This window comes from Candidatus Methylomirabilota bacterium, assembly GCA_035315345.1.
Classification (GTDB): domain Bacteria; phylum Methylomirabilota; class Methylomirabilia; order Rokubacteriales; family CSP1-6; genus CAMLFJ01.
This window is the reverse complement of record DATFYA010000080.1, coordinates 21168-46354: the sequence shown is the minus strand read 5'-3', so window position 1 is coordinate 46354 and position 25187 is coordinate 21168. Positions and strand designations below refer to the sequence as shown.

Below are 25187 nucleotides of genomic sequence, written 5' to 3'. Positions count from 1 at the left end.
AGGGCGGGGCGTCTCGAACCCTGGAGGACTGCCGGCTTGGACGCAGCACTGGAGAAGAGGCAGGTGAAGCGGGCGTACAAGCTCTACGCGCCCGCCTACGACTTCGTCTTCGACTGGATCTTCCACCCCGGCCGTGAGGCCGCCATCCAGCTTCTCGACATCCAGCGCGGCCACAACGTGCTGGAGGTCGGGATCGGCACGGGCCTCAACCTCCCCCTCTACCCCACCAACTGCCGACTGACCGGCATCGATCTCTCCGAGGAGATGCTCCAGAAGGCCCAGGACAAGGTGGTGGAGCTGGGGCTGGGGAACGTGACGCTGAAGACCATGGACGCCACCACCATGGACTTCGGGCAGGGGGAGTTCGACTCGGTGGTGGCCACCTACACCATCAGCGCGGTGCCGGACCCGGTCGGCGTGCTTCGCGAGATGAAGCGGGTCGTGAAGCCTGGGGGCAACATCGTGATCCTGAACCACTTCCGAAGCGAGCGACCCGTGGTGGGCCGCCTCGAAGACCTCGTCGCGCCCGTCTGCACCCGCCTCGGATGGAAGTCGAACCTGTCGCTCGAGCCCCTCCTGCGTCAGGTGGGCCTGATCCCCGAGATCACCACCAAGGTGAATCTGTTCAACGGGTGGCGGCTGATCAAGTGCGTCAACCCTAAATAGACCCGCCTCGCGCCGGGCGCTCGGGCGCCCTACTGGTCGGGGCTCTCCAGCTGACGCCCGGCTTGCCGCAGCAGCACGATCGTCCGGACCTGCCCCGTGGCCGGCTCGAATCGGATGACATCGCCCGCCTGGAGCAGAGCGACACGACCGATCGGCTTGCCCTCGTTCACCACCACCGTGCGGCGATCCACCTCGGACTCGAGCACGCGCCCGCTCCCGCTCACCGCCACGAGCCGTCCGGCTTTCTCGTCGACGTCCAGCACGGTCATCCGTCCGCCCGGGCCCGCCATCGTCAGGTGCGCGGTATCGAGCGCAGGGTTGGAAGACTCTGCCGGCGCGATCGTGTCCCAGACCGGGTCGCGCTCGACGACGCCGAGGCGCAGCGTGGACACGGCCGCGCGATCCATGCCCGCACGCTCGGTCAGCATCTCGAGTCCGCCGAGGGCAACGAGACAGACTGCCACCGCGAAAACGATCAGCACTCGTCCGGTCATCGCGTTCATGTCAGTGGCCCTCCTCGGGGTCGGAGAGAGCATCGGGAATGCCACGCGCTGTAAGGGCTAACCGGCTGGAATCACTCGCAACTCTTGCGCGCCATCGAGCCCGGCGCGGGCATCCTGCCTCGACCGGGCCGGCCCGGCGGAGAAATGCCCGAAGAAGCCCGCGCGCGGCCAACCGACGTGCGCTTACTCGGTGAATCGGGAGAGTTGCAGCCCGGTGGGGGGCTTCGCCATCATGAGCGCGTGAGCTCCGCGGTCGCGAGCGAGGGCGCATCGCCGTTGCGTGCCGGGCTCCGGCTCACCCTGGCCATCGTCCTCGCCCTGCCCGTCGTCACGACCGCGTCGTCGATGATTCTCACGAGCGCCTTCCTGCTCGAGTTCCTCGGCCAGGGACGCTGGCACCCGCTGACCGTGATCAGCCCGGAGCCCGCCGTGCGCGCGCTGGATGCCTCGACCGGATCCGGTGGACCGGTCGCGGTGGATCTCTACGCATGCCCGGCGCTCCTGCGGCCGCCCGGCCTGGTGCTCGTGCACGGCCTGTCCCGGGCAGGCAAGGACGACGCGCGGCTCCGCGACGCCGCGCGGCTGCTCGCGCGAGCCGGCTGGGCGGTCGCGGTGCCGACGGTGACCGGGCTCACCGCGCTGCGGCTACGGCCCGAGGACGCCGGCGCCGTCGGCGCCGGCGTGCAGGCGCTCCGCGCCGCCGGTTACGAGCGAGTGGCCGTGCTCGGCATCAGTCTCGGCGCCGGCCCCGCGCTGCTGGCCGCCGCGGACCCGTCCGTGGCGCCCGCCGTGTCGGCGGTCCTCGCGCTCGGCGGCTACGCTTCCGCGATGGAGCTGCTCCGCTACACGCTCACCGGCGCCTACGCGTACGACGGCGTCACCGGACGCCGGCCGGTCCTCGAGGACGCCATCGCCGAGTTCTCCCGAGCCAACGCCGAGCTGGTGGGCGAGACCGGACGCCGCCTCGTGGACAATCGCGATCCGGCCGCGTTCGATGCGCTGGCCGGCGCACTACCCGAGCACACGCGCGGCCTGCTCGAGGCGCTGTCTCCGGCGCGCGTGGTGTCGGGACTGCGCGCGCCGCTCGTGCTCGTGCACGGCCGGGAGGATCCGGCGGTCCCCTTCACCGAGAGTCTCCGGCTCGCGGCGGCGGCTCGCGCGGCGGGTCGTCCCGTGCGGGTCGCCATCGTGGGCGCGGTGGCGCACGTGGAGGCCGGGCGCCTCGCCGAGCTCGGCGATCTCGCGCGGCTGTGGGCCGCGTTCTTCGCCTTCCGTCGTGATGCGGAGCGCTGAGACGGGCGCCTACCTGGGCGGGCTCAAGTTCATCAAGGCCATCGCGTCGCGCACCGGCTGGTAGTCGCGATCGCTGGCCTCGATGAATCCGTCGATGTCGTAGATCTGCTTGAGCAGGGCGGCGTACTCGGGCGACTTGATGGACAGCAGCGCGCGCTTGACCCGGGCCACCGGGTCCGCGGGCAGGTCCGGTCGCGCGCAGATCCCGGCCTCCGGGATCTCCGGCGTCTCGCCCACGAATCCCAGCTGGGCGATCAGCGCGGGGTCCTTGAGGTGCAGCTCGGGCGCCTTGTCGAAGGAGGCGGCCGCGTCCACCCGGCCGCGCAGCACGGACTGCAGCGCGGCCTCGTGCGTGCCGGTGAAGAGCGCGTCCTTGAAGAAGCTCTTCGGGTCGCGATCCCGCACGAGTCCCTGCTTGATGAGCAGGACCATCGGATAGATGTAGCCGGACGACGACGCGGGATCCACGAAGGCCACCGTCTTGCCGCGCAGATCCTCCACGCGCCGGATCCCGCGGTCCTTGCGGACGTAGAATCGCGCGGTGTAGGCGGTCTTGCCCTGCCACACGTCGCGCACCAGGATCTGACAGCCGGCCTCGCGGTTGGCCAGCACATAGCCGACCGGATGGACGAAGGCCAGGTCGACGCGCTTGCTTCGAAGCGCCTCGATCACCCCCGCGTAGTCCGAGGCCACGATCGCCTTCACGGGAACGCCGGAGATCCGGGTGATCGCCTGGGCGAACGCGTCGCCCGCTTCCTTCAGCGCGGTCGGGTCGCGGGACGGCGTCAGGGCCAGCGTGAGCTGCGTCTGCGCGCCACCGGCGACAGCGCCGAGCAGCAGGGCGGACAGTGTGAGCAGGATCGCCAGTGCGGAACGAGCGATGCGCGCGATCACGCCACGCCCTAGGCGCCTTCCCTTGCCGCGGGCCGGATCGACGTCGCGGAGCGGTCCCGCTTGATGCCCCACGCGCCGAGGCGAGCGATCAGCGTGTTGCGATGGACGCCGAGCCCCTTGGCCGCGCGACTCTGGTTCCAGTCCTCGCGCTCGAGAGCGCGCAGCACGTAGGCCTGCTCGAAGCGATCGCGGGCCTCCTTCAGGCTGAGCGGCGCCGCGTCGGTCTCGCCGCGCCCCGGAGCCACCTCGTTGATGGCCAGATCGAGCGGCAGGTCGTCCAGCCGGATCACCGGCCGCGTGGCGAGGGCCACGCTGCGCTCGATGATGTTCTCCAGCTCGCGCACGTTGCCGGGCCAGTCGTAGGCGTCCAGGGCCACCAGGGCCCCGCGCGAGACGCCGCGCACGTCCTTCTTGAACTCCTGGGCGTACTTGCGGATGAAGTGCGCGGCGAGGTCCGGCAGATCGCTCTTCCGCTCCCGCAGCGGCGGCACCGTGATCGGCACCACGTGTAGCCGGTAGTACAAATCCTCGCGGAACGTCCGGGCCCGGATCGCCTGGCGCAGATCGGTGTTGGTCGCGGCGATCACGCGCACGTCGACCTGGATGGTGCGGGTCCCGCCCAGATGCTCGATCTCGCGCTCCTGGAGCGCACGCAGCAGCTTGGCCTGCAGGTCGATGCGGAGGCTGCCGACCTCGTCGAGGAAGAGCGTGCCGCCGTGGGCCAGCTCGAACTTGCCCAGCTTGCGCGAGTGCGCGCCGGTGAAGGCGCCCTTCTCGTGGCCGAACAGCTCCGACTCGAGCAGGGTGTCCGGGATCGCGGCCAGATTCACGGCCACGAACGGCTGCGCCCGGCGGGGGCTCTGATTGTGGATGGCGCGCGCCACCAGCTCCTTGCCGGTGCCGCTCTCCGCGGTGATCAGCACGGTGGCCGGGGTCTGGGCGATCCGAGCGATCGTCTCGTACAGGCGCACCATGCGCGGGTGGCGGCCCACCAGCTGATCGAAGCCGTGAGCCCGGTCCAGCTCGGCGCGCAGGTAGCGTACCTCGCGCTCCAGGCCGCGCTGCTGGGCAGCCTGGCGCACGAGGGTCAGGATCTCGTCGACGTCGTAGGGCTTGGCCACGTAGTCGTAGGCGCCGGCCTTCATCGCGTCGACCGCCATCCGCAGGTGCGGATCGGCGGTGATCAGGATGACCGGGATCGAGTCGTCGATGGCGAGGATCCTGGGCAGCACCTTGGAGCCCGGTTCCCCCGGCATGCGGACGTCCAGCAGGGCCACGTCCACCTGCCGCTCCGCCAGCACCGCGAGCGCGGAGGGGCCATCCGCGGCCTCGAGCACCTCGAACTCGTCCTGCAGGATGAGCTGGAGGGATTCGCGGACGCCCGGCTCGTCGTCGATCGCCAGCACCACCGGGCGGGGTCGGTAGGCCGCGGCCCCGTCACCCGGCTCGGCCGTGTCCTTCCGTAGACACTGCTGACCCTTCACGCGCGCTCTCCTTCCATCCCCGGACAGTGAGCGGCACCATAGGGAGCGGCGCGAGAACTGTCAAGCGATTTTCGTCAGGGCTTCGGAGCGGTCAGCATCACGTACTCGTTCCGGCCACCGCCTCGCTGGAGATACACCGGCACCGACTCGCCCGGCTTCAGCGCGGCCACGATCTGCCTGAAGACGGCAGGATCGCTCACCGGCCGGCGGCTGACCTCGATGATGGCGTCACCCGGCTTGATGCCCGCCGCGGCGCCCGGGCTGTCCGGGGCGACCTCGGTCACCAGCAGACCGCTCCGGGCCGAGAGGCGATACTGCCGCGCGGTGTCGGGCGTCAGCGGCTCGACCGAGAGCCCCAGGATGTCGTCGCCGCTCTCCGCCGCGGCCAGCGCCTCCTCGCTCGGCTGCTCGCCCACCTTCACGCTCAGGGTGACGTTCTTGCGGTCGCGCACCACGGTGAGCGGCGCCGGCTTGCCCGGCTCGATCGCGGCCACCCGCTTCTGAAGATCCGGCACGTCCTTGATGGCGGTGCCGCCGAACTCGACGATGATGTCACCCGGCCGCAGACCGCCCGCCGCGGCCGGGCCGTCCTTCATCACCTCGGCCACCAGCACGCCCGCGTCCTCCTTGACCCCGAACCCGGCGGCCAGCTCGGCGGTCAGGTCCTGGATGACCACCCCCAGCCAGCCGCGGACGACGCGGCCGCGCGCGATGAGCTGCGTCGTGATGTCGCGTGCCATGTTGATCGGGATCGCGAAGCCGATGCCCTGCCCGCTCGAGACGATGGCGGTGTTGATGCCGACCACGCGCCCGTCGAGGTTCAGCAGCGGGCCCCCCGAGTTGCCGGGGTTGATCGACGCGTCGGTCTGGATGAACGCCTCGTAGGTCGCGACCCCCACGTGGGTGCGGCCGGTGGCCGAGATGATCCCGGCGGTCACGGTGCGGTCCAGGCCGAACGGGTTGCCGATCGCGATGGCCCACTGCCCCACCCGCAGACGGTCGGAGTCACCCAGCTCGGCGACCGGGAGCGGGCCGGGCGGGTTCTCGATGCGGAGCACCGCGAGGTCGGTCCTCCCGTCGCGGCCCACCAGGGTCGCCTTGAACTTGTGGCCGTCGGAGAGCCGCACCTCGATCTCGGTGGCGTTCTCCACCACGTGGTTGTTGGTCACGATGTAGCCGCGCGCGTCCACGATCACGCCCGACCCGGCCGCGCGTCCTTCCTCTCGCGGATTGCGGCGGCGGAAGAACCGCTCGAACAGCTCGGGGCCGAAGAACTCCTTGAACCGCTCCTCGGTCTCGGGCGACGGCCCCGCTTCGGGCTGCGCCTCGCGCTTGACCTTGACGCTCACGTTGACGACCGAGGGCGTGGCCCGATCCGCGACGGAGACGAAGGCGTCCTCCAGCGCGCGCAGCAGCCGCTGCGAGTCCGGGGCGGGGAGCGGTGGGGCCGGCGGCGCGTCCCGGGGCTGCGCGGAGGCCGTGGGCGCGAGCAGGCCGACGATGGCGGAAACCACGAGCATCCAGGTCGAGGCGCGACGGCTGATCATCATCTCGGGCCTCCGCGCGACATCTTACCGCCGGGGTGGAGCGACGGCCAGCGAGCCGTCGCGGAGCGTCAGCTCGAGGACTCGGGCGGTGGTCGCGGTCACCGGCGCGCGGCGCCCGCGTCGCACGCCCGCGACCCAGATGACGTGGCCACCCGCCTCGACGAGCGGCGTACGCGGGCGTTCCCAGCGCGGTACCCCCGCGTCGATCAGGAAGGACTTGAGCCTTCGCAGCGCGCCGGGGCCGGACGCCGGAGCGCCGAACGGGGAGAACACATCGCCGCGGCGCCGGGCCCGGACGGTGAGGGTGGCCGGCAGCGCATCGGCGTCGAAGGCCACCCGCCCGGCCGCGCGCGGCACGACGTAGTCGCGATCGCGCACGACGATCGACGCGGTCAGGCACCGGCCAATCTCGGGCAACGCCAGATCGCCGGGCGGCGACCACACGCGTGCCGCGAGGGCGGGCAGCGTGGCCGGCCCGACCCGGATCCGCCGGCCACTCCGCTCGGCGACGAGTCGGCCCAGCCGCACCGTCCGCCGGCGGGGCGCCTCACCGACCAGCGCGCGAATGGCTCGCTGCGCCGGGCCACGCAGCGGCCCCGTCTCGCCCTGCGCGGCCGCGGCCTGCCGCAAGATCTCCGCACCCAGCTCCACGGCGCCGGCCCCCAGCGCGGACACGTCGAGCGTGATGCCGACGGGCTCGCGCGTGGCCAGGCGCTCCAGATCGCCCCGAGCGCGGGCCTCGAGGTCGGCGACGACCGCGCGGGCGGCGGCGGCCGAGCGACACAGCGCCTCCACCGACGAAGTCCCGGTGAGCCCGGCCATGAACGGCAGCAGATCGTGACGGATGCGATTGCGGAGGAATCGCACGTCGCGGTTGCTCGCGTCCTCGACCCACGTCAGCCCTCGCCCGCGCAGATGCTCGACGAGCTCGGCCCGGCGCGTCTCGATCAGCGGGCTGATCAGCCATCCTCGCACCGGGGGGATCCCCCCGAGCCCGCGCGGGCCGGCGCCCTGCAGCAAGCGCATCAGCACCGTCTCCGCCTGATCGTCGGCGGTATGCCCGGTCGCGATCCGGGTGGCGTCGACCGCCCGCGCGGCCCGCTGCAGCGCCGCGTGCCGCGCCCGCCGGCTCTCGGCCTCGAGCCCGTCCCACGGCGGGCCGCGCTTCACGGCCACGCGCTCGACGTGCGCGGGCAGTCCGAGCCGGGCGGAGAGCGCGAGCACGAAGTCGGCATCGGCGTCGGACTCCGGGCGGAGACCATGGTGGACGTGGACGACGCTCACCGCGAGCCCGAGCGAGGCGCGCAGCTCACCGAGGACGTCGAGGAGGGCGACCGAGTCGGCCCCGCCGGACACGGCGGCCAAGACACGTTCGCCGTCACCGAGCATGCCGTGACGGCGAATGGTGTCGAGGACGCGGCCGGCGAGACTACTGGCGATGGTCACACTGCAGGCCGACCCAGACCTCGCCGTCCTCGAAGTGCTCCTTCTTCCAGATCGGCACCGTCTCCTTCAGGGTGTCGATCGCGAAGCGGCACGCCTCGAAGGCCTCGCCCCGGTGGGGCGAGGAGACGGCGATCATCACGCTCGACTCGCCGATCTCCAGGCGGCCGATGCGATGGACGAGCGCGATCCGGCTGACGATCGGCCAGCGCTCGCGGATGGTACGGCCGATCTCGCGCATCTTGGCCAGCGCCATGGGGCCGTGGGCCTCGTACTCCAGGAACTTCACGCGCCGGCTGCCGGTCTGGTTCCGCACCACTCCCGAAAACAAGGCCAGGGCCCCCGCCCCCGCATCCTCCACCGCCTGGGCGACCGCTCGCTCCGACAGGGGCTCGGTGGTGACTTCGATCCAATCCGAATCGGATCCGTCCGCGCCGCCGCTCACCGGGGGGAACAGGCAGAGCTCGTCGCCGTCTCCCAGCGGATGCTCGGCGGCCACGTAGTCGTTGCGGAGCGCGAAGAGCGTGAAGGGGCGGTACGGCAGGAGGACGGGAAGCTGCTCGGTGACGGCTTCCCAGGCTCGCTCGACGGTGCCCCCATCCGGAAGCTCGAGGTCCAGCGAGTCACGGCCCGCTTCCTCGCGATAGCGGGCGAACAGCCGGACCTGCACCTTCATCGAGCGAACCTGGGCCTCGCGCGGCGTTCTAGAACTGGTGCGACGAGCCGCAGCCGCAGGACGACTTCACGTTCGGGTTCTTGATGGCGAACCCGGCGCCCAGCATGTTGTTGTCGACGTAGTCGATCTCGCTGCCCTGCAGATACGGGGCGCTGTGCGAGTCCACGAAGACCTTCACGCCGTTCGACTCGACGACGTTGTCGCCCTCGCTCGCCGTGTCGTCCCACCCCAGCTCGTACGACATGCCGGAGCACCCGCCGCCCACGATGCGGATCCGCAGGCCCCACTCGGGCTTGCCCTCTTCGAGCCGCAGATCCGAGATCTTCTTGGCGGCCGTCTCAGTCAACGTGATCATTCCTGCCTCCTTGGGCTCGTCCCTGGCCCGTGGTGTAAGACTGCGACCTCATTATAGCAGAGGGCTCCGAGCCCCGCGGGCCGCCTCACAGGATGCCCCCCGCGGGCAGCAGGGTCATCTCCTCCAGCGTCGCGTTGGGATCGAGCGCGGCCATCAGAAGGGCGGCCTCGGCGACCTGATCGGCCCGCAGCATGCGCTCCCGAGCGGGCGCCCCGGACGTGGCATCCCACAGCGGAGTGTCGGTGGCCCCCGCCGACAGCACCCCGACGCGCACCCCGTGGGCACGCATCTCCTCGGCGAGCACCCGCGAGAAGCCGAGCAGCCCGTATTTGGACGCGGTGTAGGCGGCGCTGCCCGTCAGCGATCGGCTGGTCACCACCGATCCGATGTTGATGATCGTGCCGCGATGCTGGACGATCATCGCGGGTAGCACCGCCCGGCAGCACAGGACCGCGCCGCGCAGGTTCACCGCGAGCATTTGATCCCAGTCGTCCAGCTTGGAGTCGGTCACCGGGGCGAAGGTGGCCACCCCGGCCGCGTTGACCAGCAGGTCTACCCGCTGCCACTCGCCGAGGGCCCGCCGTACCAGCGCCTCCACCGCGGCCTCCTGCCTCACGTCGGTGGGCACCACAAGGGCGCGGCCGCCGCCTTGCCGGATCTCCCGCGCGACCGCCTCGATCTCGGCCGCCGAGCGGGCGGCCAGGACCACCGAGGCGCCCTCACGGACGACGGCGCCGGCGATCGCGCGGCCGATGCCGCGGCCGGCCCCGGTGACGACCGCGACCCGTCCGGCGAGCCTCACACCATCATTCCGAGGCGAGGCCGGATCAGCTCCATGAACTCGGCGCGCGTGCCCGCGTTGTCCCGGAACGCGCCGAGCATGGCCGAGGTCACCGCCTTCGAGTTCTGCTTCTCCACCCCCCGCATGAGCATGCACATGTGCAGGGCCTCGATCACCACCGCGACGCCGCGCGGCTGCAGCACGTCGTTCAGGGTGTGAGCGATCTGGGTGGTCAGGCGCTCCTGCACCTGCAGGCGCCGCGCGAACATCTCGACCAGCCGCGGCAGCTTGGAGAGCCCCACGATCTTCCGGGAGGGCATGTAGGCGATGTGGCATTTGCCGAAGAAGGGGAGCAGGTGGTGCTCGCACATCGAGTAGAGATCGATGTCCTTGACCACCACCATCTCGTCGTACTCCTCGGTGAAGAGCGCCTCGTTCAGGACGTCGTGGACGTCCTGCCGGTAGCCGGAGGTCAGGTATTCCCAGGCCTTGGCCACCCGGACCGGGGTCTTCTCGAGGCCCTCCCGGGTCGGATCTTCGCCGATCTCCTTCAGCAGATCGCGGACGAGGCGCTCAATCATCGACGATCACCTCCCGGCGGCGGGCGCGCCGCAGTACTCGAACACGTTGTTGGCCGTCTCCACCAGGGTCACGCGCCGCAGGATGCCCGCGGGCAGCGCCGCCTCCAGCCAGTCCCAGAAGGTGCGCGCGAGGTTCTCCCCGGTGGTGATCACGCCCGCCAGTGCGGGCACGGTGGCGGAGAGGTCGTAGTGATCGACCTGGTCCAGCACCGCCTTCTTCACCGCCGCGTCGATCACGGTGATGTCGACGGACATGCCGGTGGCCGGATCGAGGGGCCCCGCGACCGTCACCTCGAGCTGGTAGTTGTGCCCGTGCTGACGGAAGCACTGGCCGTAGAGCTCGGCGTTATCCTCGTCGGAGAGCGCCGGGTTCGCGAGCTGGTGGGCCGCGCTGAAGTGGTACGACCGGGTGACCGTGAAATCGGTCATTCGCCGAGGTAGTCCACGTAGAAGGTCGGGTCCTCCCACAGGCGCAGCCGGTGCAGGCGCTCGGCGCCGAGCTTGGGGCCGAGCAGATCCCAGATCACCCGGACCAGGTTCTCGGTGGTGGGGACGGTGCCGGGCGGAAAGAGCGGATCCTGGTTCAGGTCCGCGTGGTCGAAGCGGCGGATCACCGCCTCCCCGACCACCCGCTTCAGCTCGCCCAGATCCATCACCATGCCGGTGCGCGGGTCGATCTCGCCGCGCACCGTGACCTCGAGGCCGTAGTTGTGCCCGTGCGCCACCGTGAGCGAGCCGAAGACGCGCGCGTTCTCCTCGGCGCTCCACTCCGGGCGCCAGTAGCGGTGGCCCGCCGAGAACGTGAACTTCCGCGTCGCGTACACCATTCCCCTCAGCCTCCTCGTGCCCGCTGTCCCAGGCGATCCTGGGTGGAGTGTACCGCGCTGAGGAAGCGGTCGGCGACGTGCCGCGGCGAGAAGCCGAGCACCCGGCGACGGCCTTCCTGCCCGAGTCGCCGGGCCAGCGCGGGGTCGGCGATCAACCGCTCGAGGGCCTCTGCGATCGCGACGGGGTCGCGGGGCGGAACCAGCAGCCCGGTCGCGCCGTCCAGCACGACCTCCGGCACCGCGGCGATCCGGCAGGCCACCACCGGCAGCTCCGCCGCCATCGCCTCCAGGAACACGATGCCGAAACCTTCCTGCACCGACGGCAGACAGAACAGGGACGCGTTGGCGTACTCCTCGGCCAGGCGCTCCCGGGTGAGGTCGCCCAGCAGCACCGCGGCCTCGCCGAGCCCCAGCTGGGCGTGGAGACGGCTCACCGCCGGCCATTCGGGTCCGCGGCCGACGATCCGCACCGACGCCTCGGGGATCCGCGCCCGCACGATCACGGCGGCACGCAGCAGGTCTTCGATCCGCTTGCGGGGATACATGCGGGCCACGCACAGCACCACCGGACCGCGGGGCGCGCGACGCGGGGCGCGCCAGAACTGATCGTCCCAGACCTCCAGATCGATCGGCTCCGGCACCACCGCGATGCGATCGGGCGGCACCCCGTACTCGCGCTGCGCCACCTCGGCGCAGTAGCGGCTCGTCACCATCACGAGGTCGGCGCGCTCCACGTTCCGGCGCTCCCAGCGCGCCTGCAGGGTGAGCAGCGCGCGCACGCGGCCCCGCTCGTTCTTGAGCTCGTCGGCGATGATGCCCTTCAGGCTCGCCACGAACGGCAGCGCTCGTCGGCGGGCCCACAGAAAGCCGTCGAGGTCCACCCCGAGGACCAGGTCCGTATCCCGCGGGGGCCGGAGATAGACCCCCGCGTTGTAGAGCCAGCGATCGAGCGTGTGGAAGCCGGTGCGCCGGCCGAGCGGGCGTACCGAGACCTGGTGGCCGAGCTGGGCCAGCCCCTGGGCCAGCCCCGCGATGCCCACGAACGTGCCACTCCCCTCCAGCGGATTGAGGGGAGTCGAGGAGAGGACGGTGATCCGCAGAGGCTACCGCCCCTGGAACCGGGGCGCCCGCTTCTCGAGGAAGGCCCGCGTGCCCTCCCGGTAGTCCTCGCTGTCGAACGTCGCGATGCCGAGATTGCGGAGATGATCGCGATGGGCGTCGGTGATGCCGTCGAAGATCGCCTGCACCTGCGCCTTGGTCCCGCGCACCGACAGCGGCGCGTTGGCCGCGACCTTCTTGAGATACTCGTAGGTGTACGACTCGAGCTCGCCGGCGGGAACCAGCCGCTGGATGAAGCCGATGCGCAGAGCCTCCTCGGCGTCGACGGTACGGGCGGAGTAGAGGATGTCCTTGGCGTACGCCGGCCCGACCAGGTCGACCAGCTGGTGGACCGGATCGAGCCCGTAGATGATGCTGAGCCGCGCGGCCGGGATGCCGAACTTCGAGCCGGCCGCCGCGAAGCGCAGATCGGCCGCCATCGCGAGGGCCATCGCCCCGCCCATGCAGTAGCCGAACACCATGGCCACCGTGGGCTTCGGGCACACGCGGATCGAGGAATAGGCGGCTTCGGTCTGCTTGTTGTAGTTGAGCGCGGTGGCGGTGTCCTTGCGGTTCTCCTGGAACTCGGAGATGTCCGCGCCCGACGCGAACGCGTCGGTGCCCGCGCCGCGGTAGACAATCGCGCGCACCGAATCGTCCTTGGACAGGCGCTCGGTCACCATGGCGATCTCCGACCACATGGCCAGGCTGATCGCGTTGCGCATCTTCGGCCGGTTGAACACGACGGTGGCAATCGGACCGTCCTGCTCCACCAGGATGTGGTCGCTCATATCGTCTCTCCCTTGTGCTGCTCGATGACGCCGTCGGCCATCAGGCTGTCCACGGTGGCCGCGTCGTAGCCCAGGGACGCCAGCACTTCGCGGGTGTGCTCTCCGGTCATCGGCGCGGCCCGCTCCACCCGCGCCGGCGTTCGGGAAAGATGCACCGGCAGCGCCAGCACCTTGTGCGGACCCCAGGCCGCGTTGCTGACGCTGCGGACGAGGTTCGCCGTCTGAATCTGCGGATCCGCGAAGACCTGGTCGACGGTATTGATGGGGCCGCACGCCACGCCGACCGCGTTGAGCATCTCTACCCATTCGGCGGCGGGCCGGGTCGCGAAGATCTCTCCGAGGACGGCGTCGAGGGCTTGCCGATGCTTCACCCGTGAGAGCATCCCGGCGAATCGCGGATCGTCGACGAGGGCGGGCCGCTCCAGCACCTTGCAGAAGCGCCGCCACATGTCGTCGTTGCCGACGGCCAGATTGAAGAACTGATCGCGAGCACGGTACACGCCCATCGGCGCGGTCAGCGGATGGTGATTGCCGACCGGCGGCGGCACCTCGCCGGTGTTGACGTACTTGGCAGCCTGGAACGACAGGCTGCCGGTCAGGGCCTCGAGCAGCGAGGTCTCGACCCGCTGGCCGCGGCCCGACGTCTCGCGCTCCAGCAGCGCGGTGAGGATGCCCAGCGCCGCGAAGTAGCCGGCCAGGAGGTCGCCGATCGGAATGCCCACGCGGAGCGGCGCGCTCTCCTGGGTGCCGGTGAGCCACATGAGCCCGGACATGCCCTGCACGATCTGGTCGTACCCGGGACGGTCACGATAGGGGCCATCCTGGCCGAAGCCGGAGATGCTCGCGTAGACGAGACGCGGGTTGTCGCGCGAGAGGGTTTCGTAGTCCACGCCCAGCCGATGCTTGACGTCCGGGCGGTAGTTCTCCACGACCACGTCGGCCGAGGCGGCCAGGCGCTTGACGATGGCGACCCCGCGCGGATCCTGGAGGTTGACCGCCACGCTGCGCTTGTTGCGATGCAGGTCGGCGGCGTCGAAGAACACGCGCTCCCGCCCCTCGCCACCCGGCCGCTCGATCCGGACGACGTCCGCGCCAAAATCCGCCAATATTTTCGTGCAGGTAGGGCCGGAGCGGACAGTGGTCAGATCGAGGACGGAGAACCGAGCGAGGGGCCGTCCATCGGTGGGAGTCACGGGGAGACAGTCTAGCGGAGGGGCAACGGGACTTCAACCGATCGGAGGCCGGGTTTGGTGATGATTTGCCGCTAGGTTACGATCGAAACATGGCGTCGCATCCGAACCGAGTCCGCTCATGACGCTCGCGCTGCTCGTCGTCGCCGGCGTGACGTTCTCCCTCCTCTTCGGGCTCGTCCACAAGGTCTCGGAGCGACGAACCAAGCGTCGCCTCCAGCAACAGTGGGAAGAGCGGGAGCGCGCCCTGAACCGCCGGGCGTAGCCGCTCAGCCCCACTCACGCGCTCCTCTCATTCGCTGGCTGCATGGCTCCGCGCCCACGCGCGTCGGCCATCGCGCTCCTCCTTCTGCGGTGCCGCCTCCATCTCCCTTTCCCACTCCCGCTCGGGCGCAGCGGTGACGGGCGGTAGCGCGTCAGGGTCCGCACCCGGAGGATGGGCCGGGCCGCAGCCGCCATGCGGTGCGGCAGACGTGCTCGCCGACGCGGCGCCCGAGCTCCCCGCCGGCCGTCTGGTCGTGGCGCACGTGGATGCCCCCGACCACCCGCGCCTCGTCTACCTGATCCGCGATCGCCTTGAAGCTGTCGTAGGTGAAGGTCACTCCGGGTGCGGTCGCGCTGGTCAGCGTGATGGCGTGCCCGCCCGGCCCGAGCTGGCGCTCGAGCACGAGGCGCGCCGCCCCGCCGGCGCAGGCGTGCCCCGAAGGGTACGCCGGGAAGGGTGGCGTCACGATCAGCGGCATCCAGCTCGGGTCCGCGGCCACCCCGTGCCCGCCCGCGTGAATGGCGGTGACCGGGCGCCAGGTGTCGTGGGCAAACTTGCTGTCCCAGCAGGCGATGAGGCCGTCCGCCATCGCGACGTTGAGCAGCGCGAGCAGCCGGGCGTTCTGCGGAAGCGTCAGCTTCTTGAACGTGCTCACCTGGCGCGCGGCCGGGTTCCAGCCCTGCATGCCCGAGATGATCCAGAAGCGGGCCACGTTCGCGAGCTGGGGGGTCCGCTTCGGGGAGGTCACGCCACCCAGCTCGTACACCTCCCGGAGATCGCGCGCGTACTCGGCGCTGTCCGGCGGCGGCGGAGTCGGGGCCCGGAACTGGTCGGCGCGGGAGAGCGCGAACGGCTTGACCCGCCCCCACTGCGGCCCGAGCGGGGCCGCGGAGGCGGGCGGCGTCGGGATCCAGCGGCCGGCGCGGGCGACGGGTGTGTAGCTTGCGGGCGCGTTCCAGCCATCACCGGCCCGCTGCTCGAGGATCGCCGCGGCGGCCGCCTTGCCGATCCGGATTCCCTCGGCCCTGGCCGGTCCGTCCGGGAGGCCGGCCAGCGCCGTGGTATAGGCCGCGTCCAGGGACGGCGCGGCCGGTGGGTGCAGCGCGGTCAGCGCGGCATGCGCGGCGGCCACCGCCGCCGCGGGCGCGGAAGCGCCGGCCGCCGCGGTCTCCCGCAGGGCGAAGCCCTCGTAGTCCCGCCCTACCGCGGCCACCGCGTCGGCGACCGCGGCCTGGACGATGGCCATGCTCCGCGACTGGACCAGCGGGTTGGCCGTCGCGACGGTTCGCTGCGCGATCTCGTTCCACTGGAGGACCGCGTCCGCTCCGGCGGCGCGGGGAACCGGGAGGGCCGCGGCCAGGACGACGGCGATCATCAGAAGAGCGTGGGGCAGACGGTAGAGCCGGCGATGCGCGATCGAGTGCATGCGTTGGCCTCCTTGCGCGGCGGCGCGGGTTGTGCCATGTCATAGACCTTCGGCGGCCGCCGAGTCACAGGAGACCCGTGGGATTTCTCCAGGAGACGATGAGTGGCGGACGGGCAGTCGGATCAGGCAGTTCGCTTCGGGCCCTACACGTTCGAGGCCTCGATCGGCGAGCTGCGTCGCGGCCGGCGAGTCATCCGGCTCACGCCGAAGGCCGCGGCGGTGCTCTCCACCCTGGTCTCCCGGGCGGGCGCGCTCGTCACCAAGGACGGTCTCTTCGACGCGGTCTGGCCCGGGGTCGCGGTCAGCGATGCCGCGCTGACCTCGTGCATCCAGGAGCTCCGCGACGCGCTCGGTGACGACGCCCGACGCCCGCGCTACATCGAGACCGTTCACCGGAGAGGCTATCGCTTCGTCGCCCCGGTGCCGGAAGCGCGGGCGTACGGCGGGGCGCTCCTGCGCGTGCCGGAGCATCTCGTCGGCCGGGCGCTCGCGCTCGACCGGCTCCGCGCGTGCCTCGACCGCGCGCGAGCGGGGGAGCGTCAGGTCGTGCTCGTCTCGGGCGAGCCGGGCATCGGCAAGACCGCGGTGGTGGAGGCGTTCCTGGCCGGCGCGGCCCGCGAGGGGCTTCCGGTCGGCACCGGGCGCTGCATCGACCACTACGGCGTCGGCGAGGCCTACCTGCCGCTGCTCGAGGCCCTCACCGGTCTCGGGCGCGTGCCCGGGTGTCGCCTCGTGCCGATCCTGCGGCGCCACGCGCCGACGTGGCTGGCTCAGATGCCGTCCCTCGTCGAGCCGGCCGAGCTGCGGACGCTCCGGCGCACCACCGCGGGGGCCACGCGGGAGCGCATGCTGCGCGAGCTGGCCGAGGCCATCGAGACCTTCACCGACCGCGCGCCGCTCGCGCTCTGGCTGGAGGACCTGCACTGGAGCGACGGGTCCACCCTCGACTGGCTCGCCTACGTGACGCGGCGGCCCGGACCTGCACGGCTCCTCGTGATCGGGACGTACCGGCCGGTCGCGACGACGCCGGGCGGGCATTCGCTCCATGCGGTGCTGCGAGAGCTGGTGGCCCGCGAGCCCGGGCACGAGATCGTCCTCGATCTCCTCGAGGAGGCGGCGGTGGCACGGTATCTCGTCGAGCGACTTGGGCCGCGCCCCGGGTCCGCCGCGAACGACGGCGCCGCGGATCGGCTCGCCGTGCTCGCCCGGCTCGTCCATCGTCGGACGGAGGGCAACCCGCTGTTCATGGCCAGTGCCATCCAGGACCTCATCGGGCGCGGGATCCTGGTCCAGGCCGATGGGGGCTGGCGTCTGACCGAGGAGCCCGAGATCCTGGAGCTGACGATCCCCGACGACGTGCGGGCGGTGATCGCGCTCCAGTTTGGCCGCCTCTCGGACGACGAGCGGCGCGTGCTCGAGGTGGCGAGCGTGGTCGGGCTCGAGTTCTCGGCCGCCGCGGTCGCGGCGGGCGCGGGGTCCCCGGTGGCGGACGCGGAGGGGAGCTGCGCCGCCCTGGCACGTCCGGGCGCGTTCCTGGTCGCGCGCGGGGCCGACGCCTGGCCGGACGGAACCGCGGCAGAGCGATACGGCTTCCGCCACTGGCTCCACCGGCAGATGGTGTACGAGCAGATTGCAGCCGGCCGGCGCGCCGAGCTGCACCGGCGGATCGCGGAGCGCCTGGCCGTCGCGCACGGCGAGCGGGCGGATGAGATCGCGCTGGAGCTGGCCGCGCACTTCGAGCGTGGACACGACGCGCGCCGCGCGGTGCACTACCTGCGGCGCGCCGCCGCGGTGACGACCCGGCGGGGCGCGGCCCAGGAGGCGCGCGCACACCTCGTGCGGGCGCTCGACCTCCTGCGGGCACTGCCCGCCGTGGAGGAGACGATGCAGCAGGAGGTGGCGCTCCAGATCGCCCTCGGCGGATCCCTGATGGCCACGCGCGGCTGGGGCGCGCCCGAGGTGGAGGAGCCGCTCGCGCGGGCGCAGGCCCTCGCCGAGCGCCTCGGCGACACGCCGCGCCTCTTTCCCGCTCTCTGGGGGCTGTGGCTGTTCCGCTGGGGACGCGGTGAGCTGGCGACCGCGGAGGAGCTGGGCGAACGCCTGCGCGTCCAGGCGGAGCGCTCGCGCGAGCCCGCCCTCGTGCTCCAGGCGCACCACGCCTTGTGGGCCACCCGGCTGATCCAGGGTGCGCCCACGGCCGCGCTGGAGCACGCCCGCCACGGCATCGCGATCTACGAGCCTCCGCACGCCGCGCTGGCCGCGGAGTACGGCAACCACGACCCCGGGGTCTGCGCACAGGTCATGGCCGCCTGGACTCTCGAGCTGCTCGGCGAGTCCGGCGAGGCGGCGGCCGCGAGCCGCAACGCGCTTGACCTCGCCGGGCGGCTGCGGCATCCGGTCACCGAGACGCTCGCGCTGGTGTTCGCCGCGCACCTGCACTGCTTCCGCGGCGACGCCGAGGCGGTCCTGGCCCATGCCGGTCGCGCCGTGGCGCTGGCGCGCGAACAGGGGTTCGGGCTCTTCCTGGCCTGGGCCGAAACGGTGCACGGCTGGGCGCTGGTCGAGACGGGCCGCCCGGAAGAAGGGGTGGCCCAGATGCGCGGCGCGATCGCCAGCGCGCGCGCCTCGGGCTCCGCCCAGCTCCAGACGTACCTGCTCGCCACCCTCGCCGCCGGGCTGCTCCGCGCCGGAGCGCCGGACCCGGCGCTCGACGTCGTCGGCGAGGCGCTCACCCTCGCGGCCCGCACCGGCGAGCGCTTCCTGGAGGCGGAGCTGCATCGGCTCGAGGGCGAAGCCGGCCGGGCGATCGGTCGCGGAGGCACGCCCGGGGCGCGAGCGCCGCAGGAGTGCTTCCTGACCGCGCTGGAGATCGCACGACGGCAGGGCGCGCGCGGGCTGGAGCGGCGGGCCGCGGCCAGCCTCGCCGCGTGGTCCGGCGCAGACGCGCGCCCGCGCTGATGCCCTCGCGCGCGCTCGCCACCCTGCGTCGGAATCCGTCCGGCGCGCTGCTGGCCGTCTACATCGTCGGTCGCGCCGAGCCCCAGGACGTCAAGAGGCGTTTGGAAATGTGGTGGCGGCGGGAGGACTCGAACCTCCGACACGGGGCTTATGAGACCCCTGCTCTGCCACCTGAGCTACGCCGCCTGGATAATCAGATCAATAACTTGCAGCAGCGACGGATTCTACCACGGCGCGGCAGACGTTCCGGGAATTGTGCCTGGCGCGCGGGCTGGGGTAGAGGGAGAGCGGTCGGAGGGCGGGCAGACGCGAACGTCAGGCGGGCGACGGCAACCGACGGCCGGGACTCAGGCTTGCGGCTTCCGCGGGCCCGGGCACCGCTCGCCGCCCAGCTGTTGCGCGGCGATCGGACGCCAGCAGCCGACACAGAGGGCGAGACCGTCGGGAATCTGTGAGTAGGCCCACGACGGGCGGTGTCCGTGAGTCGTCGGCTCCTCGCCAAGGTCGTGCAGATCCCTGGCCGCACCCTCGATCAGGGTGATGTCGCCGGCCGTTACCACGAGCGGCGGAGTTTCGATCGCTTCCAGCTGGTCCATCGCTCCCTCCTGCTAGGCCGACGCCTCCCGGCGCCCGCCCGTCTGCTCCTCTCCTCAGTCCGACGTTGTCAGCTCCCTCGGAGCTTGCTCTTCTGCCGGGCGGTGGTGCGCCGACTCACGAGACCGCGCGGCGTCCCCTTCGGACGGCGGGTCGCCGCCGTGCTCCGCTGCGGCGTGCGCTTGCGCTTGGCGGCGCGCTGGGTCGAATCGGTCTTCTTCAAGGGAGCCCAACGCTATCCCACGGCTCGTGAGATGGCAATCGAAAAGCGTGTCGATAAGGACACGGTGGCCCCGACCCACTGGCGCGTCGCCGGAGGTGATCAGGACGTGAGCGAGTCGCTCGCCTCGGCGCGTGGCGGCAGCATTCGCGCGACGGCCTGGCGGAGATCGGCGGCGGGAACCGGCTTCGTGAGAACGGGAGCCGCGAGCCGCATCAGGAAGGACGCATACTCGGGCGTATACCCGCGCGCGATCGAGAAGATGACGGGCGGCGTGCCGCCGCGACACGAATCCTTCAGCAACTGGTAGAAGACGGGTCCGTTGAGCGCCGGCATCTTCAGGTCGCTCAGCACCAGGTCGTAGGCCCGTTCCCCGAGCAGGCTCACCACGTCCGCCCGGGTGGCCGCGGTGTCCACCGCGTGTCCGGCCTCGGTGAGGGCGCGTGCCGCGCCGTCGCGCTCTCGCTCGTCGCCGTCCACCACCAGGATGCGGCACCGAGAGGTCGGGGGGGCGCTCATCGAGCGGCCGAATCGGCCGGACTGTCGCGTCGCCGCAGTCGGCTCAGGACCGCGTCCGCGGCGTGGGTCATCTGACCGGCGAGGGTCTGCAGCGTCTGCTGCAGCTCGTCGCGTTGGGCCCGCAGCTCTTCGTTCTCGGCCCGGATCCGTTGGACGTCATCGACGAGCTCATCGCGCTGGCTCTGCACGGCCTCGGCCTGTCCGTGGACCGCCACCACTTCCTCCAGCCAGCCACCCAGGAGGTCAACGAGCTGTCGGCCCTCGTGGGACCAGCGGGCCAGCGCGTCGCTCATCCGGGGTGCCGTCGGGCCCCCGTTCAGCGGTCCGCGCCCGTTGTGGAATTCGCGGTGCCCGTTCCCCTCTCGCCCCGGAGCCGCGGCGGCGACCGGCTGCGGGGTACGACGGCCCACCGAGACGTCGCGACGGACTCCGGTGGGGGTGAGATCGAGCACGGCGAAGATGCGGATGTAGGGCAGCCGCGCCGCGTCGTTGACGTCGCGGATCCACTGCGGCTCCTCGGCCCCGAATAGACAGAGGCCGCGCGCTTCGGACGGAAAGACCGCGCTGCTGATGTAGCGGACCTTCTTGCCGACACCCTGCAGACGCTCGCAGGCCTTCACGAGGTCGCGCAGATCGGAGCGAAAGCGATCCGGTGGAACCTGGCTGAGGTCCCGCTCGACGGCGAACAGCGGCATCGTTGATTCTCCTCTTTCGTTCGGCAGGTCGGCCGCATCGTAAGGAAGCGATCGTCGCCCGTCAAGGCTTCGCGAACGGTCTAGAAATGCGGCTGCACGCGCGTGCGCGCGTGAATCGCCGCACCGGATGGCCCGCCGCGACGCGGTCGCACCTCGACGGCGCTCCAGTCGCGCTCGTTCGCACGCGGAAGCCCGCGACCGCGCGTCCACGCGTCGAGTTTTCGTGTTGTGGACGAATGGGGATAAGTGGATAAGTGCAGTCGACGCGCCAAAATGGCGTGGACACGCTAAACCCCTTTGCTATAATCCCGCCAGCGTAACGAGCATTCCGTCGGGAGGAGTTGCACATGCTACGCCTCGGGTATCGCGAGTGGATCGAAGAAGACGTTCAGCCGCTCGTGGCGGCGGCTGACGAGGAGGAGGACGAGAAGGACGCCGAGGACGACGACGATCTCGACGACGAGGACGACCTGGACGACGAGGACGACTTCGACGACGACGACGATTTCGACGACGACGACCTGGACGACGACGACGAGGACGATGAGGATGACGAGGACGACGAGGACGCGGACGACGACTAGCTGCGGTGACTGATCGGCGACCCTACCCAGGAGGGAGACGATGGCACTGATGAATGCCGAGGGCTGGCTATTCCTGTTGCGGTGGATCCATTTCCTGGCCGGGATCACCTGGATCGGTCTGCTCTACTATTTCAACCTCGTCCAGACTCCGTTCTTCGCCGAGACCGAGCCGGGAGTGCGCTCGGGAGCCCAGCAGAAGCTCCTGCCGCGGGCGCTCTGGTGGTTCAGGTGGGGTGCGATGATCACCTTCCTCTCCGGCTGGATCTACCTCCTGCACTACTGGCTCGGCATCCGCGGCATCAACGACCCCGGCACCTGGAAGATCCTGCTGGGCGGCCTCCTCGGGTCGATCATGTGGGCCAATGTGTGGTTCGTGATCTGGCCCAAGAACAAGATCGTCATCCAGAACGCGCTCGACACCGCGGCGGGCAAGCCGGCCAATCCGGCGGCCGCTCCGGCCGGCGCGCGCGGCGGCCTGGCCTCCCGCACCAACGTGGTGATGTCCGTCCCGATGCTGTTCTTCATGGGATCGGCCAACCACCTCGCGGGGCTGACCGTCGGCAAGTCGGGCCTGGTCTTCTGGATCGTGGCCCTCGCCATCATGGTGATCGTGGAGATCAACGCCCTGGTCGGCACGCCGGGCAAGGGTCTGGCCAAGCCGCTCGCCACCGTGAAGGGCACCATCTGGTTCGGCTTCATCCTGACGCTCGTCTACTACATCTGGTTCATGATCATGCAGTAGCCGGGCGCGGCGGCGCGCGCGCTCGTCAGGGGACGAGGTCGGACAGCAGCTCGGCCTTGGTCTCTGCGGAGAGGCGGGTGCGCGCGCGCGTGGCTGGGTGATCCACCACCAGATTCACGTCGGCCGATCGGAAGGCCTCGACCGCTTGCGAGGAGAAGGCGAAGCGGACGAAGTGGACGGCGGCCAGCTTCCCCTTCTCTTCGTCGGAATGCCCGGCCTCGAACGAGCCGGGCACCACCCCGCCCCGCGCCGTCTCGAACCAGACGTGTCGACCGGTGTCGATACCCATGAAGCGATCCAGCACCGGCTTGATCTCGTCCTTGTCGGCGATTTCGATGAACAGGGTGGCGGACAGCTCGCCCGGGCCGGGTAGCAGCGCGCTGTACACGTCGATCTCCTCCTGCACCTTCGCGTCGTCGACGATGCGCTCGGCCCGGCACATCTCCTGGATCTGGAACAGGAGGGTCTCGCGATTCTCGAACACGAACGACAGGTAGGGTCCCACCTCGAGCCGCCGTCTCTGCTTGAGCGCGATGACCCGGCGGCGGCGCTCCTCCCGCACCTTCTCGTACTCGAAGAAGTTGACGACGTCGCCGAGCCGGATCATGGACGCCATTCCGGAGCCTCCGGGTCGAGGCCGTAGGCCTCGGCGAGAATCTGGATGGGGTGCCGCGCGACCCGTCCGGTGCCCTGATGAATCTGCAAGGCGGCGAGCGGGCAGTCCGTGGCGACCCGCTCGGGCTTCGCCTCCTCGACGTCGCGGAAGAGCGGCCCGGCCAGCTTCATGGAGAGCTCGAAATACTCCTTCTTCATCCCCCACGTGCCGTCGACCGCCGAGCACCGCTCGATGACCTCCACCGGCGCCCCGGTCAGCCGCAGCACGTCCGCGGAGCGGGTGCCCATGTTCTGCGCCTTCAGGTGGCAGGGCAGCTGATAGCTGATGGTACCCGGCGCGTTGGGGAAGCGCGTGTCGAGCCGCCCCTGGTCGTGCAGTGAGGCGAGGTACTCGAAGAGGTCGCGGGTGTGCGCGGCCACCAGGTCGGCGTCCTCGGAGCCGTCGAGCCAGGGATATTCCTGCTTGAGCATGTACGAGCAGGTCGGCCCCGGCACCACGATCTCCCGGCCCTGCCGCACCTCCTCGGCGAGGCTCTTCACGTTGTCGGCGATGAGCCGCCTGGCCTCGGTCACCGCGCCGCCGTCCAGGTACGGCATGCCGCAGCAGCGCTGGGCGGGCAGGGTCACGTCGACGCCGTTCTTCTCGAGCACCGTCACCGCGGCCTTGCCGGTGGCCGGATCGTTGTACTCCACCGAGCACGTGGCGAAGAGCGCCACGCGGTCCCGCGCGGGCTGCGGACGCCGATCCGGCTTCCGCCCGTCGAACCACCGCGAGAACGTCTCTCGATGGAACGGCGGCAGGGTCCGGCGGGCATGGATGCCCACCGCCATCTCCATGAACTTGCGGTTGACCCACACCGCGTTCATCCAGTTCGAGACCGGGGCGGTGAGGCTGCCGATGCGCCCGACCAGGTCGGTGTTTCCGAGGAAGCGATCCTGCAGGGTCACGCCCTTCGCCCGGGCGTCCGCGGCGCGCGCCCGCAGCATCAGGCGCGGAAAGTCCACCGCCCAGCGGTGCGGCGGGGTGTACGGGCAGTGGTTGAAGCAGAGCTTGCACTGGTAGCAGAGGTCGACGACCTCCTTGACGTCGGCCGCGGGGAGCTTCTCCACGTCGCCGTCCACCGCGTCCACGTCCAGGCGATCGAACATCACCTTGAACGACGGGCAGAGCGGCAGACAGCGCCGGCAGCCTGCGCAGATGTCGTAGACCCGGCGCAGCTCCGCGTCGACGCGGTCGAGCTGCCAGAACTCCGGCGCGCGGATATCGAGTGTCATCGTCCTCTTGCCCGTACAGGATCGCGCGGTCGAGGCGGACCGAGCCGGGGGCGCCGCCACCCGGTCCCGTCCCGACCCGGCGGCCGGCTAGATGGCCTCGGCCGGCTCCTTGCCCGCGACCTGGTTCAGGCCCTTGCTGAACCGGCCGGCGTGCGACTTCTCGGCCTTGGCCAGCGTCTCGAACCACTCGGCCAGCTCGGGATACCCCTCGTCCCGCGCGGTCTTGGCCATGCCCGGGTACATCTGGGTATACTCGTAGGTCTCCCCGGCCACGGACGCCTTGAGATTCTTCTCGGTCTTGCCGATGGGCTCTCCGGTGGCCGGATCGCCCACCTCCTTCAGGAAATCGAGGTGACCGAAGGCGTGGCCGGTCTCGGCGTCGGCGGTGTCCTTGAAGAGACCCGCGATGTCCGGGAAGCCCTCGATGTCGGCGACCCGCGCGAAGTACAGGTAGCGGCGATTGGCCTGCGACTCGCCCGCGAACGCTTCCTTGAGATTCTCGACGCTCTTGCTGCCCTTCAGGGCCTTGCCTGCCATGATGACGTCCTCCTTGGTGGATGGTGACGGGCGGCTCGGAGGCAACGGCCTCCGAGCTACGGGGTCGGGCGTCGCCGGCGTGCCTTGCCTCCGGCACGGCGCTGGCACCCGGCACAGCGGCCGTAGAACTCGATGCGGTGATGCGTGACGCTGAAGCCCCCGTCGGCGGCCACTCGCCCGCACAGCGCCCGGGAGTGGGGCTCGGTGGTGGGCCCGTCCACGTCGGTGATCCGGCCGCAGCCGAGGCAGGTGAAGTGGTGGTGCTCGGTCACGTTGCCGTCGAAGCGGGCGTGGGGGCCCGACAGCTCCTTGACCAGCCCTTCGGCCACCAGCAGCCGCAGGTTGCGATACACGGTGCCGAGGCTCACGCGGGGAAGTCGCCGGCGCACCATGCGGTGGACCCACTCCGCGGTCGGGTGCGATTCGGTCGCGCGGATCACGTCGAGCACCACCCGACGCGGACCGGTGAGGCGCAGCCCGCGGGCCCGGATCGCGCTCTCCGCTCCCCCCGAACTCTTTTTAGGAATGGTTCTCATTACGATTCGGCAGCGTACGTGACGACCGCGCGCCTGTCAAGGGTCCCGGTATTGAAGGCCCCACATCGGTCGAGTAGACTTTCCATCTCAGG

Annotated in this window: 28 protein-coding genes and 1 tRNA gene; 6 read left to right on the top strand and 23 right to left on the bottom strand. The window is 70.9% G+C overall.

What is annotated here, in order from left to right; all coding sequences use genetic code 11:
- Positions 1-63 precede the first annotated feature (63 nt).
- Positions 64-666, top strand: coding sequence for a class I SAM-dependent methyltransferase (locus VKN16_09840; protein HME94503.1), 603 nt, complete (start codon positions 64-66; stop codon positions 664-666).
- Between the two features lie 29 nt (positions 667-695).
- Here the strand turns inward: VKN16_09840 and VKN16_09835 are convergent, their stop codons facing one another.
- Positions 696-1169: a hypothetical protein gene (locus tag VKN16_09835; protein HME94502.1), complete on the bottom strand. Its 474-nt coding sequence runs from the start codon at positions 1167-1169 to the stop codon at positions 696-698.
- Positions 1170-1409: 240 nt separating this feature from the next.
- Between VKN16_09835 and VKN16_09830 the strand changes: the two genes are divergently transcribed.
- Positions 1410-2462 carry a prolyl oligopeptidase family serine peptidase gene (locus tag VKN16_09830; GenBank protein ID HME94501.1) on the top strand — a complete coding sequence of 351 codons (1053 nt, stop codon included), beginning with the start codon at positions 1410-1412 and terminating at the stop codon, positions 2460-2462.
- Between the two features lie 9 nt (positions 2463-2471).
- On the opposite strand, the gene VKN16_09825 is transcribed toward VKN16_09830, so the two are convergent.
- The 13 genes from VKN16_09825 to VKN16_09765 form a co-directional block, all read right to left on the bottom strand.
- Positions 2472-3356, bottom strand: coding sequence for a phosphate/phosphite/phosphonate ABC transporter substrate-binding protein (locus tag VKN16_09825; GenBank protein HME94500.1), 885 nt, complete (start codon positions 3354-3356; stop codon positions 2472-2474).
- 8 nt (positions 3357-3364) lie between these two features.
- Positions 3365-4840, bottom strand: coding sequence for a sigma-54 dependent transcriptional regulator (locus VKN16_09820; protein ID HME94499.1), 1476 nt, complete (start codon positions 4838-4840; stop codon positions 3365-3367).
- Between the two features lie 74 nt (positions 4841-4914).
- Positions 4915-6390 (bottom strand): DegQ family serine endoprotease, encoded by a 1476-nt coding sequence (locus tag VKN16_09815; protein ID HME94498.1) that lies wholly within the window; start codon positions 6388-6390, stop codon positions 4915-4917.
- 21 nt (positions 6391-6411) lie between these two features.
- On the bottom strand, positions 6412-7752 hold the full coding sequence (tilS, locus tag VKN16_09810; protein ID HME94497.1) for a tRNA lysidine(34) synthetase TilS: 1341 nt from the start codon (positions 7750-7752) through the stop codon (positions 6412-6414).
- A 64-nt stretch (positions 7753-7816) separates the two neighbouring features.
- Entirely contained in the window at positions 7817-8506 is a 690-nt protein-coding gene (locus tag VKN16_09805) for a molybdenum cofactor biosynthesis protein MoaE (GenBank protein ID HME94496.1), read from the bottom strand.
- 28 nt (positions 8507-8534) lie between these two features.
- Complete coding sequence (locus VKN16_09800; GenBank protein HME94495.1) at positions 8535-8861, bottom strand: iron-sulfur cluster assembly accessory protein; 327 nt, start codon at positions 8859-8861, stop codon at positions 8535-8537.
- Positions 8862-8946: 85 nt separating this feature from the next.
- The gene (locus VKN16_09795) at positions 8947-9663 is read right to left on the bottom strand and encodes an SDR family oxidoreductase (protein HME94494.1); all 717 of its coding nucleotides are present in this window, start codon (positions 9661-9663) and stop codon (positions 8947-8949) included.
- Positions 9660-10223: a GTP cyclohydrolase I FolE gene (folE, locus tag VKN16_09790; protein HME94493.1), complete on the bottom strand. Its 564-nt coding sequence runs from the start codon at positions 10221-10223 to the stop codon at positions 9660-9662. The genes VKN16_09795 and folE overlap by 4 nt, the downstream gene beginning before the upstream one ends.
- A gap of 6 nt (positions 10224-10229) precedes the next feature.
- A complete protein-coding gene (locus VKN16_09785) occupies positions 10230-10652 on the bottom strand; it encodes a 6-carboxytetrahydropterin synthase (GenBank protein HME94492.1) in 423 nt (140 codons plus the stop codon).
- Entirely contained in the window at positions 10649-11050 is a 402-nt protein-coding gene (locus VKN16_09780; GenBank protein ID HME94491.1) for a 6-carboxytetrahydropterin synthase, read from the bottom strand. Before VKN16_09780 ends, VKN16_09785 begins: the two co-directional genes overlap by 4 nt.
- A 5-nt stretch (positions 11051-11055) precedes the next feature.
- Positions 11056-12090 (bottom strand): glycosyltransferase family 4 protein, encoded by a 1035-nt coding sequence (locus VKN16_09775; GenBank protein HME94490.1) that lies wholly within the window; start codon positions 12088-12090, stop codon positions 11056-11058.
- A gap of 63 nt (positions 12091-12153) precedes the next feature.
- On the bottom strand, positions 12154-12939 hold the full coding sequence (locus tag VKN16_09770; GenBank protein ID HME94489.1) for an enoyl-CoA hydratase: 786 nt from the start codon (positions 12937-12939) through the stop codon (positions 12154-12156).
- Positions 12936-14132, bottom strand: a complete 1197-nt coding sequence (locus tag VKN16_09765) for a CoA transferase (protein HME94488.1) — start codon at positions 14130-14132, stop codon at positions 12936-12938. The genes VKN16_09770 and VKN16_09765 overlap by 4 nt, the downstream gene beginning before the upstream one ends.
- A 118-nt stretch (positions 14133-14250) precedes the next feature.
- Between VKN16_09765 and VKN16_09760 the strand changes: the two genes are divergently transcribed.
- Positions 14251-14394, top strand: coding sequence for a hypothetical protein (locus VKN16_09760; protein ID HME94487.1), 144 nt, complete (start codon positions 14251-14253; stop codon positions 14392-14394).
- Between the two features lie 151 nt (positions 14395-14545).
- Here VKN16_09760 and VKN16_09755 read toward each other — a convergent pair whose 3' ends face one another.
- On the bottom strand, positions 14546-15820 hold the full coding sequence (locus VKN16_09755; GenBank protein HME94486.1) for a vanadium-dependent haloperoxidase: 1275 nt from the start codon (positions 15818-15820) through the stop codon (positions 14546-14548).
- Positions 15821-15922: 102 nt separating this feature from the next.
- On the opposite strand from VKN16_09755, the gene VKN16_09750 reads away from it, so the two are divergent.
- Positions 15923-18778, top strand: a complete 2856-nt coding sequence (locus VKN16_09750) for an AAA family ATPase (GenBank protein HME94485.1) — start codon at positions 15923-15925, stop codon at positions 18776-18778.
- A 110-nt stretch (positions 18779-18888) separates the two neighbouring features.
- Here VKN16_09750 and VKN16_09745 read toward each other — a convergent pair.
- The 4 genes from VKN16_09745 to VKN16_09730 all read right to left on the bottom strand — a co-directional run bounded on the left by VKN16_09745 (position 18889) and on the right by VKN16_09730 (position 20806).
- Positions 18889-18964: transfer RNA gene (locus VKN16_09745), tRNA-Met, on the bottom strand.
- Between the two features lie 161 nt (positions 18965-19125).
- The gene (locus VKN16_09740) at positions 19126-19374 is read right to left on the bottom strand and encodes a hypothetical protein (protein ID HME94484.1); all 249 of its coding nucleotides are present in this window, start codon (positions 19372-19374) and stop codon (positions 19126-19128) included.
- A gap of 320 nt (positions 19375-19694) precedes the next feature.
- Complete coding sequence (locus tag VKN16_09735) at positions 19695-20111, bottom strand: response regulator (GenBank protein HME94483.1); 417 nt, start codon at positions 20109-20111, stop codon at positions 19695-19697.
- The gene (locus VKN16_09730) at positions 20108-20806 is read right to left on the bottom strand and encodes a hypothetical protein (protein ID HME94482.1); all 699 of its coding nucleotides are present in this window, start codon (positions 20804-20806) and stop codon (positions 20108-20110) included. Before VKN16_09730 ends, VKN16_09735 begins: the two co-directional genes overlap by 4 nt.
- 347 nt (positions 20807-21153) lie before the next feature.
- Here VKN16_09730 and VKN16_09725 point away from each other — a divergent pair, with 347 nt between their 5' ends.
- Together VKN16_09725 and VKN16_09720 are read left to right on the top strand one after the other, a co-directional pair.
- Positions 21154-21390, top strand: coding sequence for a hypothetical protein (locus tag VKN16_09725; protein HME94481.1), 237 nt, complete (start codon positions 21154-21156; stop codon positions 21388-21390).
- Positions 21391-21430: 40 nt separating this feature from the next.
- The gene (locus VKN16_09720) at positions 21431-22132 is read left to right on the top strand and encodes a urate hydroxylase PuuD (GenBank protein ID HME94480.1); all 702 of its coding nucleotides are present in this window, start codon (positions 21431-21433) and stop codon (positions 22130-22132) included.
- Between the two features lie 25 nt (positions 22133-22157).
- Here the strand turns inward: VKN16_09720 and VKN16_09715 are convergent, their stop codons facing one another.
- From VKN16_09715 to VKN16_09700, 4 genes are all read right to left on the bottom strand, one after another.
- Positions 22158-22748 (bottom strand): DUF3501 family protein, encoded by a 591-nt coding sequence (locus VKN16_09715; GenBank protein HME94479.1) that lies wholly within the window; start codon positions 22746-22748, stop codon positions 22158-22160.
- Positions 22736-24022, bottom strand: coding sequence for an anaerobic glycerol-3-phosphate dehydrogenase subunit C (locus tag VKN16_09710; protein ID HME94478.1), 1287 nt, complete (start codon positions 24020-24022; stop codon positions 22736-22738). Before VKN16_09710 ends, VKN16_09715 begins: the two co-directional genes overlap by 13 nt.
- An 87-nt stretch (positions 24023-24109) precedes the next feature.
- Complete coding sequence (locus VKN16_09705) at positions 24110-24559, bottom strand: rubrerythrin family protein (GenBank protein ID HME94477.1); 450 nt, start codon at positions 24557-24559, stop codon at positions 24110-24112.
- Between the two features lie 56 nt (positions 24560-24615).
- On the bottom strand, positions 24616-25095 hold the full coding sequence (locus VKN16_09700; protein ID HME94476.1) for a transcriptional repressor: 480 nt from the start codon (positions 25093-25095) through the stop codon (positions 24616-24618).
- Positions 25096-25187 lie beyond the last annotated feature (92 nt).

Coding starts and splice junctions, on each gene's coding strand:
- folE (HME94493.1), bottom strand. CDS start 10,223: ATGATTGAGCGCCTCGTCCGCGATCTGCTGAAGGAGATCGGCGAAGAT.
- VKN16_09805 (HME94496.1), bottom strand. CDS start 8,506: ATGAAGGTGCAGGTCCGGCTGTTCGCCCGCTATCGCGAGGAAGCGGGC.
- VKN16_09815 (HME94498.1), bottom strand. CDS start 6,390: ATGATGATCAGCCGTCGCGCCTCGACCTGGATGCTCGTGGTTTCCGCC.
- VKN16_09710 (HME94478.1), bottom strand. CDS start 24,022: ATGACACTCGATATCCGCGCGCCGGAGTTCTGGCAGCTCGACCGCGTC.
- VKN16_09780 (HME94491.1), bottom strand. CDS start 11,050: ATGGTGTACGCGACGCGGAAGTTCACGTTCTCGGCGGGCCACCGCTAC.
- VKN16_09800 (HME94495.1), bottom strand. CDS start 8,861: ATGATCACGTTGACTGAGACGGCCGCCAAGAAGATCTCGGATCTGCGG.
- VKN16_09760 (HME94487.1), top strand. CDS start 14,251: ATGACGCTCGCGCTGCTCGTCGTCGCCGGCGTGACGTTCTCCCTCCTC.
- VKN16_09755 (HME94486.1), bottom strand. CDS start 15,820: ATGCACTCGATCGCGCATCGCCGGCTCTACCGTCTGCCCCACGCTCTT.
- VKN16_09725 (HME94481.1), top strand. CDS start 21,154: ATGCTACGCCTCGGGTATCGCGAGTGGATCGAAGAAGACGTTCAGCCG.
- VKN16_09835 (HME94502.1), bottom strand. CDS start 1,169: ATGAACGCGATGACCGGACGAGTGCTGATCGTTTTCGCGGTGGCAGTC.
- VKN16_09785 (HME94492.1), bottom strand. CDS start 10,652: ATGACCGATTTCACGGTCACCCGGTCGTACCACTTCAGCGCGGCCCAC.
- VKN16_09715 (HME94479.1), bottom strand. CDS start 22,748: ATGGCGTCCATGATCCGGCTCGGCGACGTCGTCAACTTCTTCGAGTAC.
- VKN16_09700 (HME94476.1), bottom strand. CDS start 25,095: ATGAGAACCATTCCTAAAAAGAGTTCGGGGGGAGCGGAGAGCGCGATC.
- VKN16_09735 (HME94483.1), bottom strand. CDS start 20,111: ATGAGCGCCCCCCCGACCTCTCGGTGCCGCATCCTGGTGGTGGACGGC.
- VKN16_09740 (HME94484.1), bottom strand. CDS start 19,374: ATGGACCAGCTGGAAGCGATCGAAACTCCGCCGCTCGTGGTAACGGCC.
- VKN16_09730 (HME94482.1), bottom strand. CDS start 20,806: ATGCCGCTGTTCGCCGTCGAGCGGGACCTCAGCCAGGTTCCACCGGAT.
- VKN16_09770 (HME94489.1), bottom strand. CDS start 12,939: ATGAGCGACCACATCCTGGTGGAGCAGGACGGTCCGATTGCCACCGTC.
- VKN16_09720 (HME94480.1), top strand. CDS start 21,431: ATGGCACTGATGAATGCCGAGGGCTGGCTATTCCTGTTGCGGTGGATC.
- VKN16_09705 (HME94477.1), bottom strand. CDS start 24,559: ATGGCAGGCAAGGCCCTGAAGGGCAGCAAGAGCGTCGAGAATCTCAAG.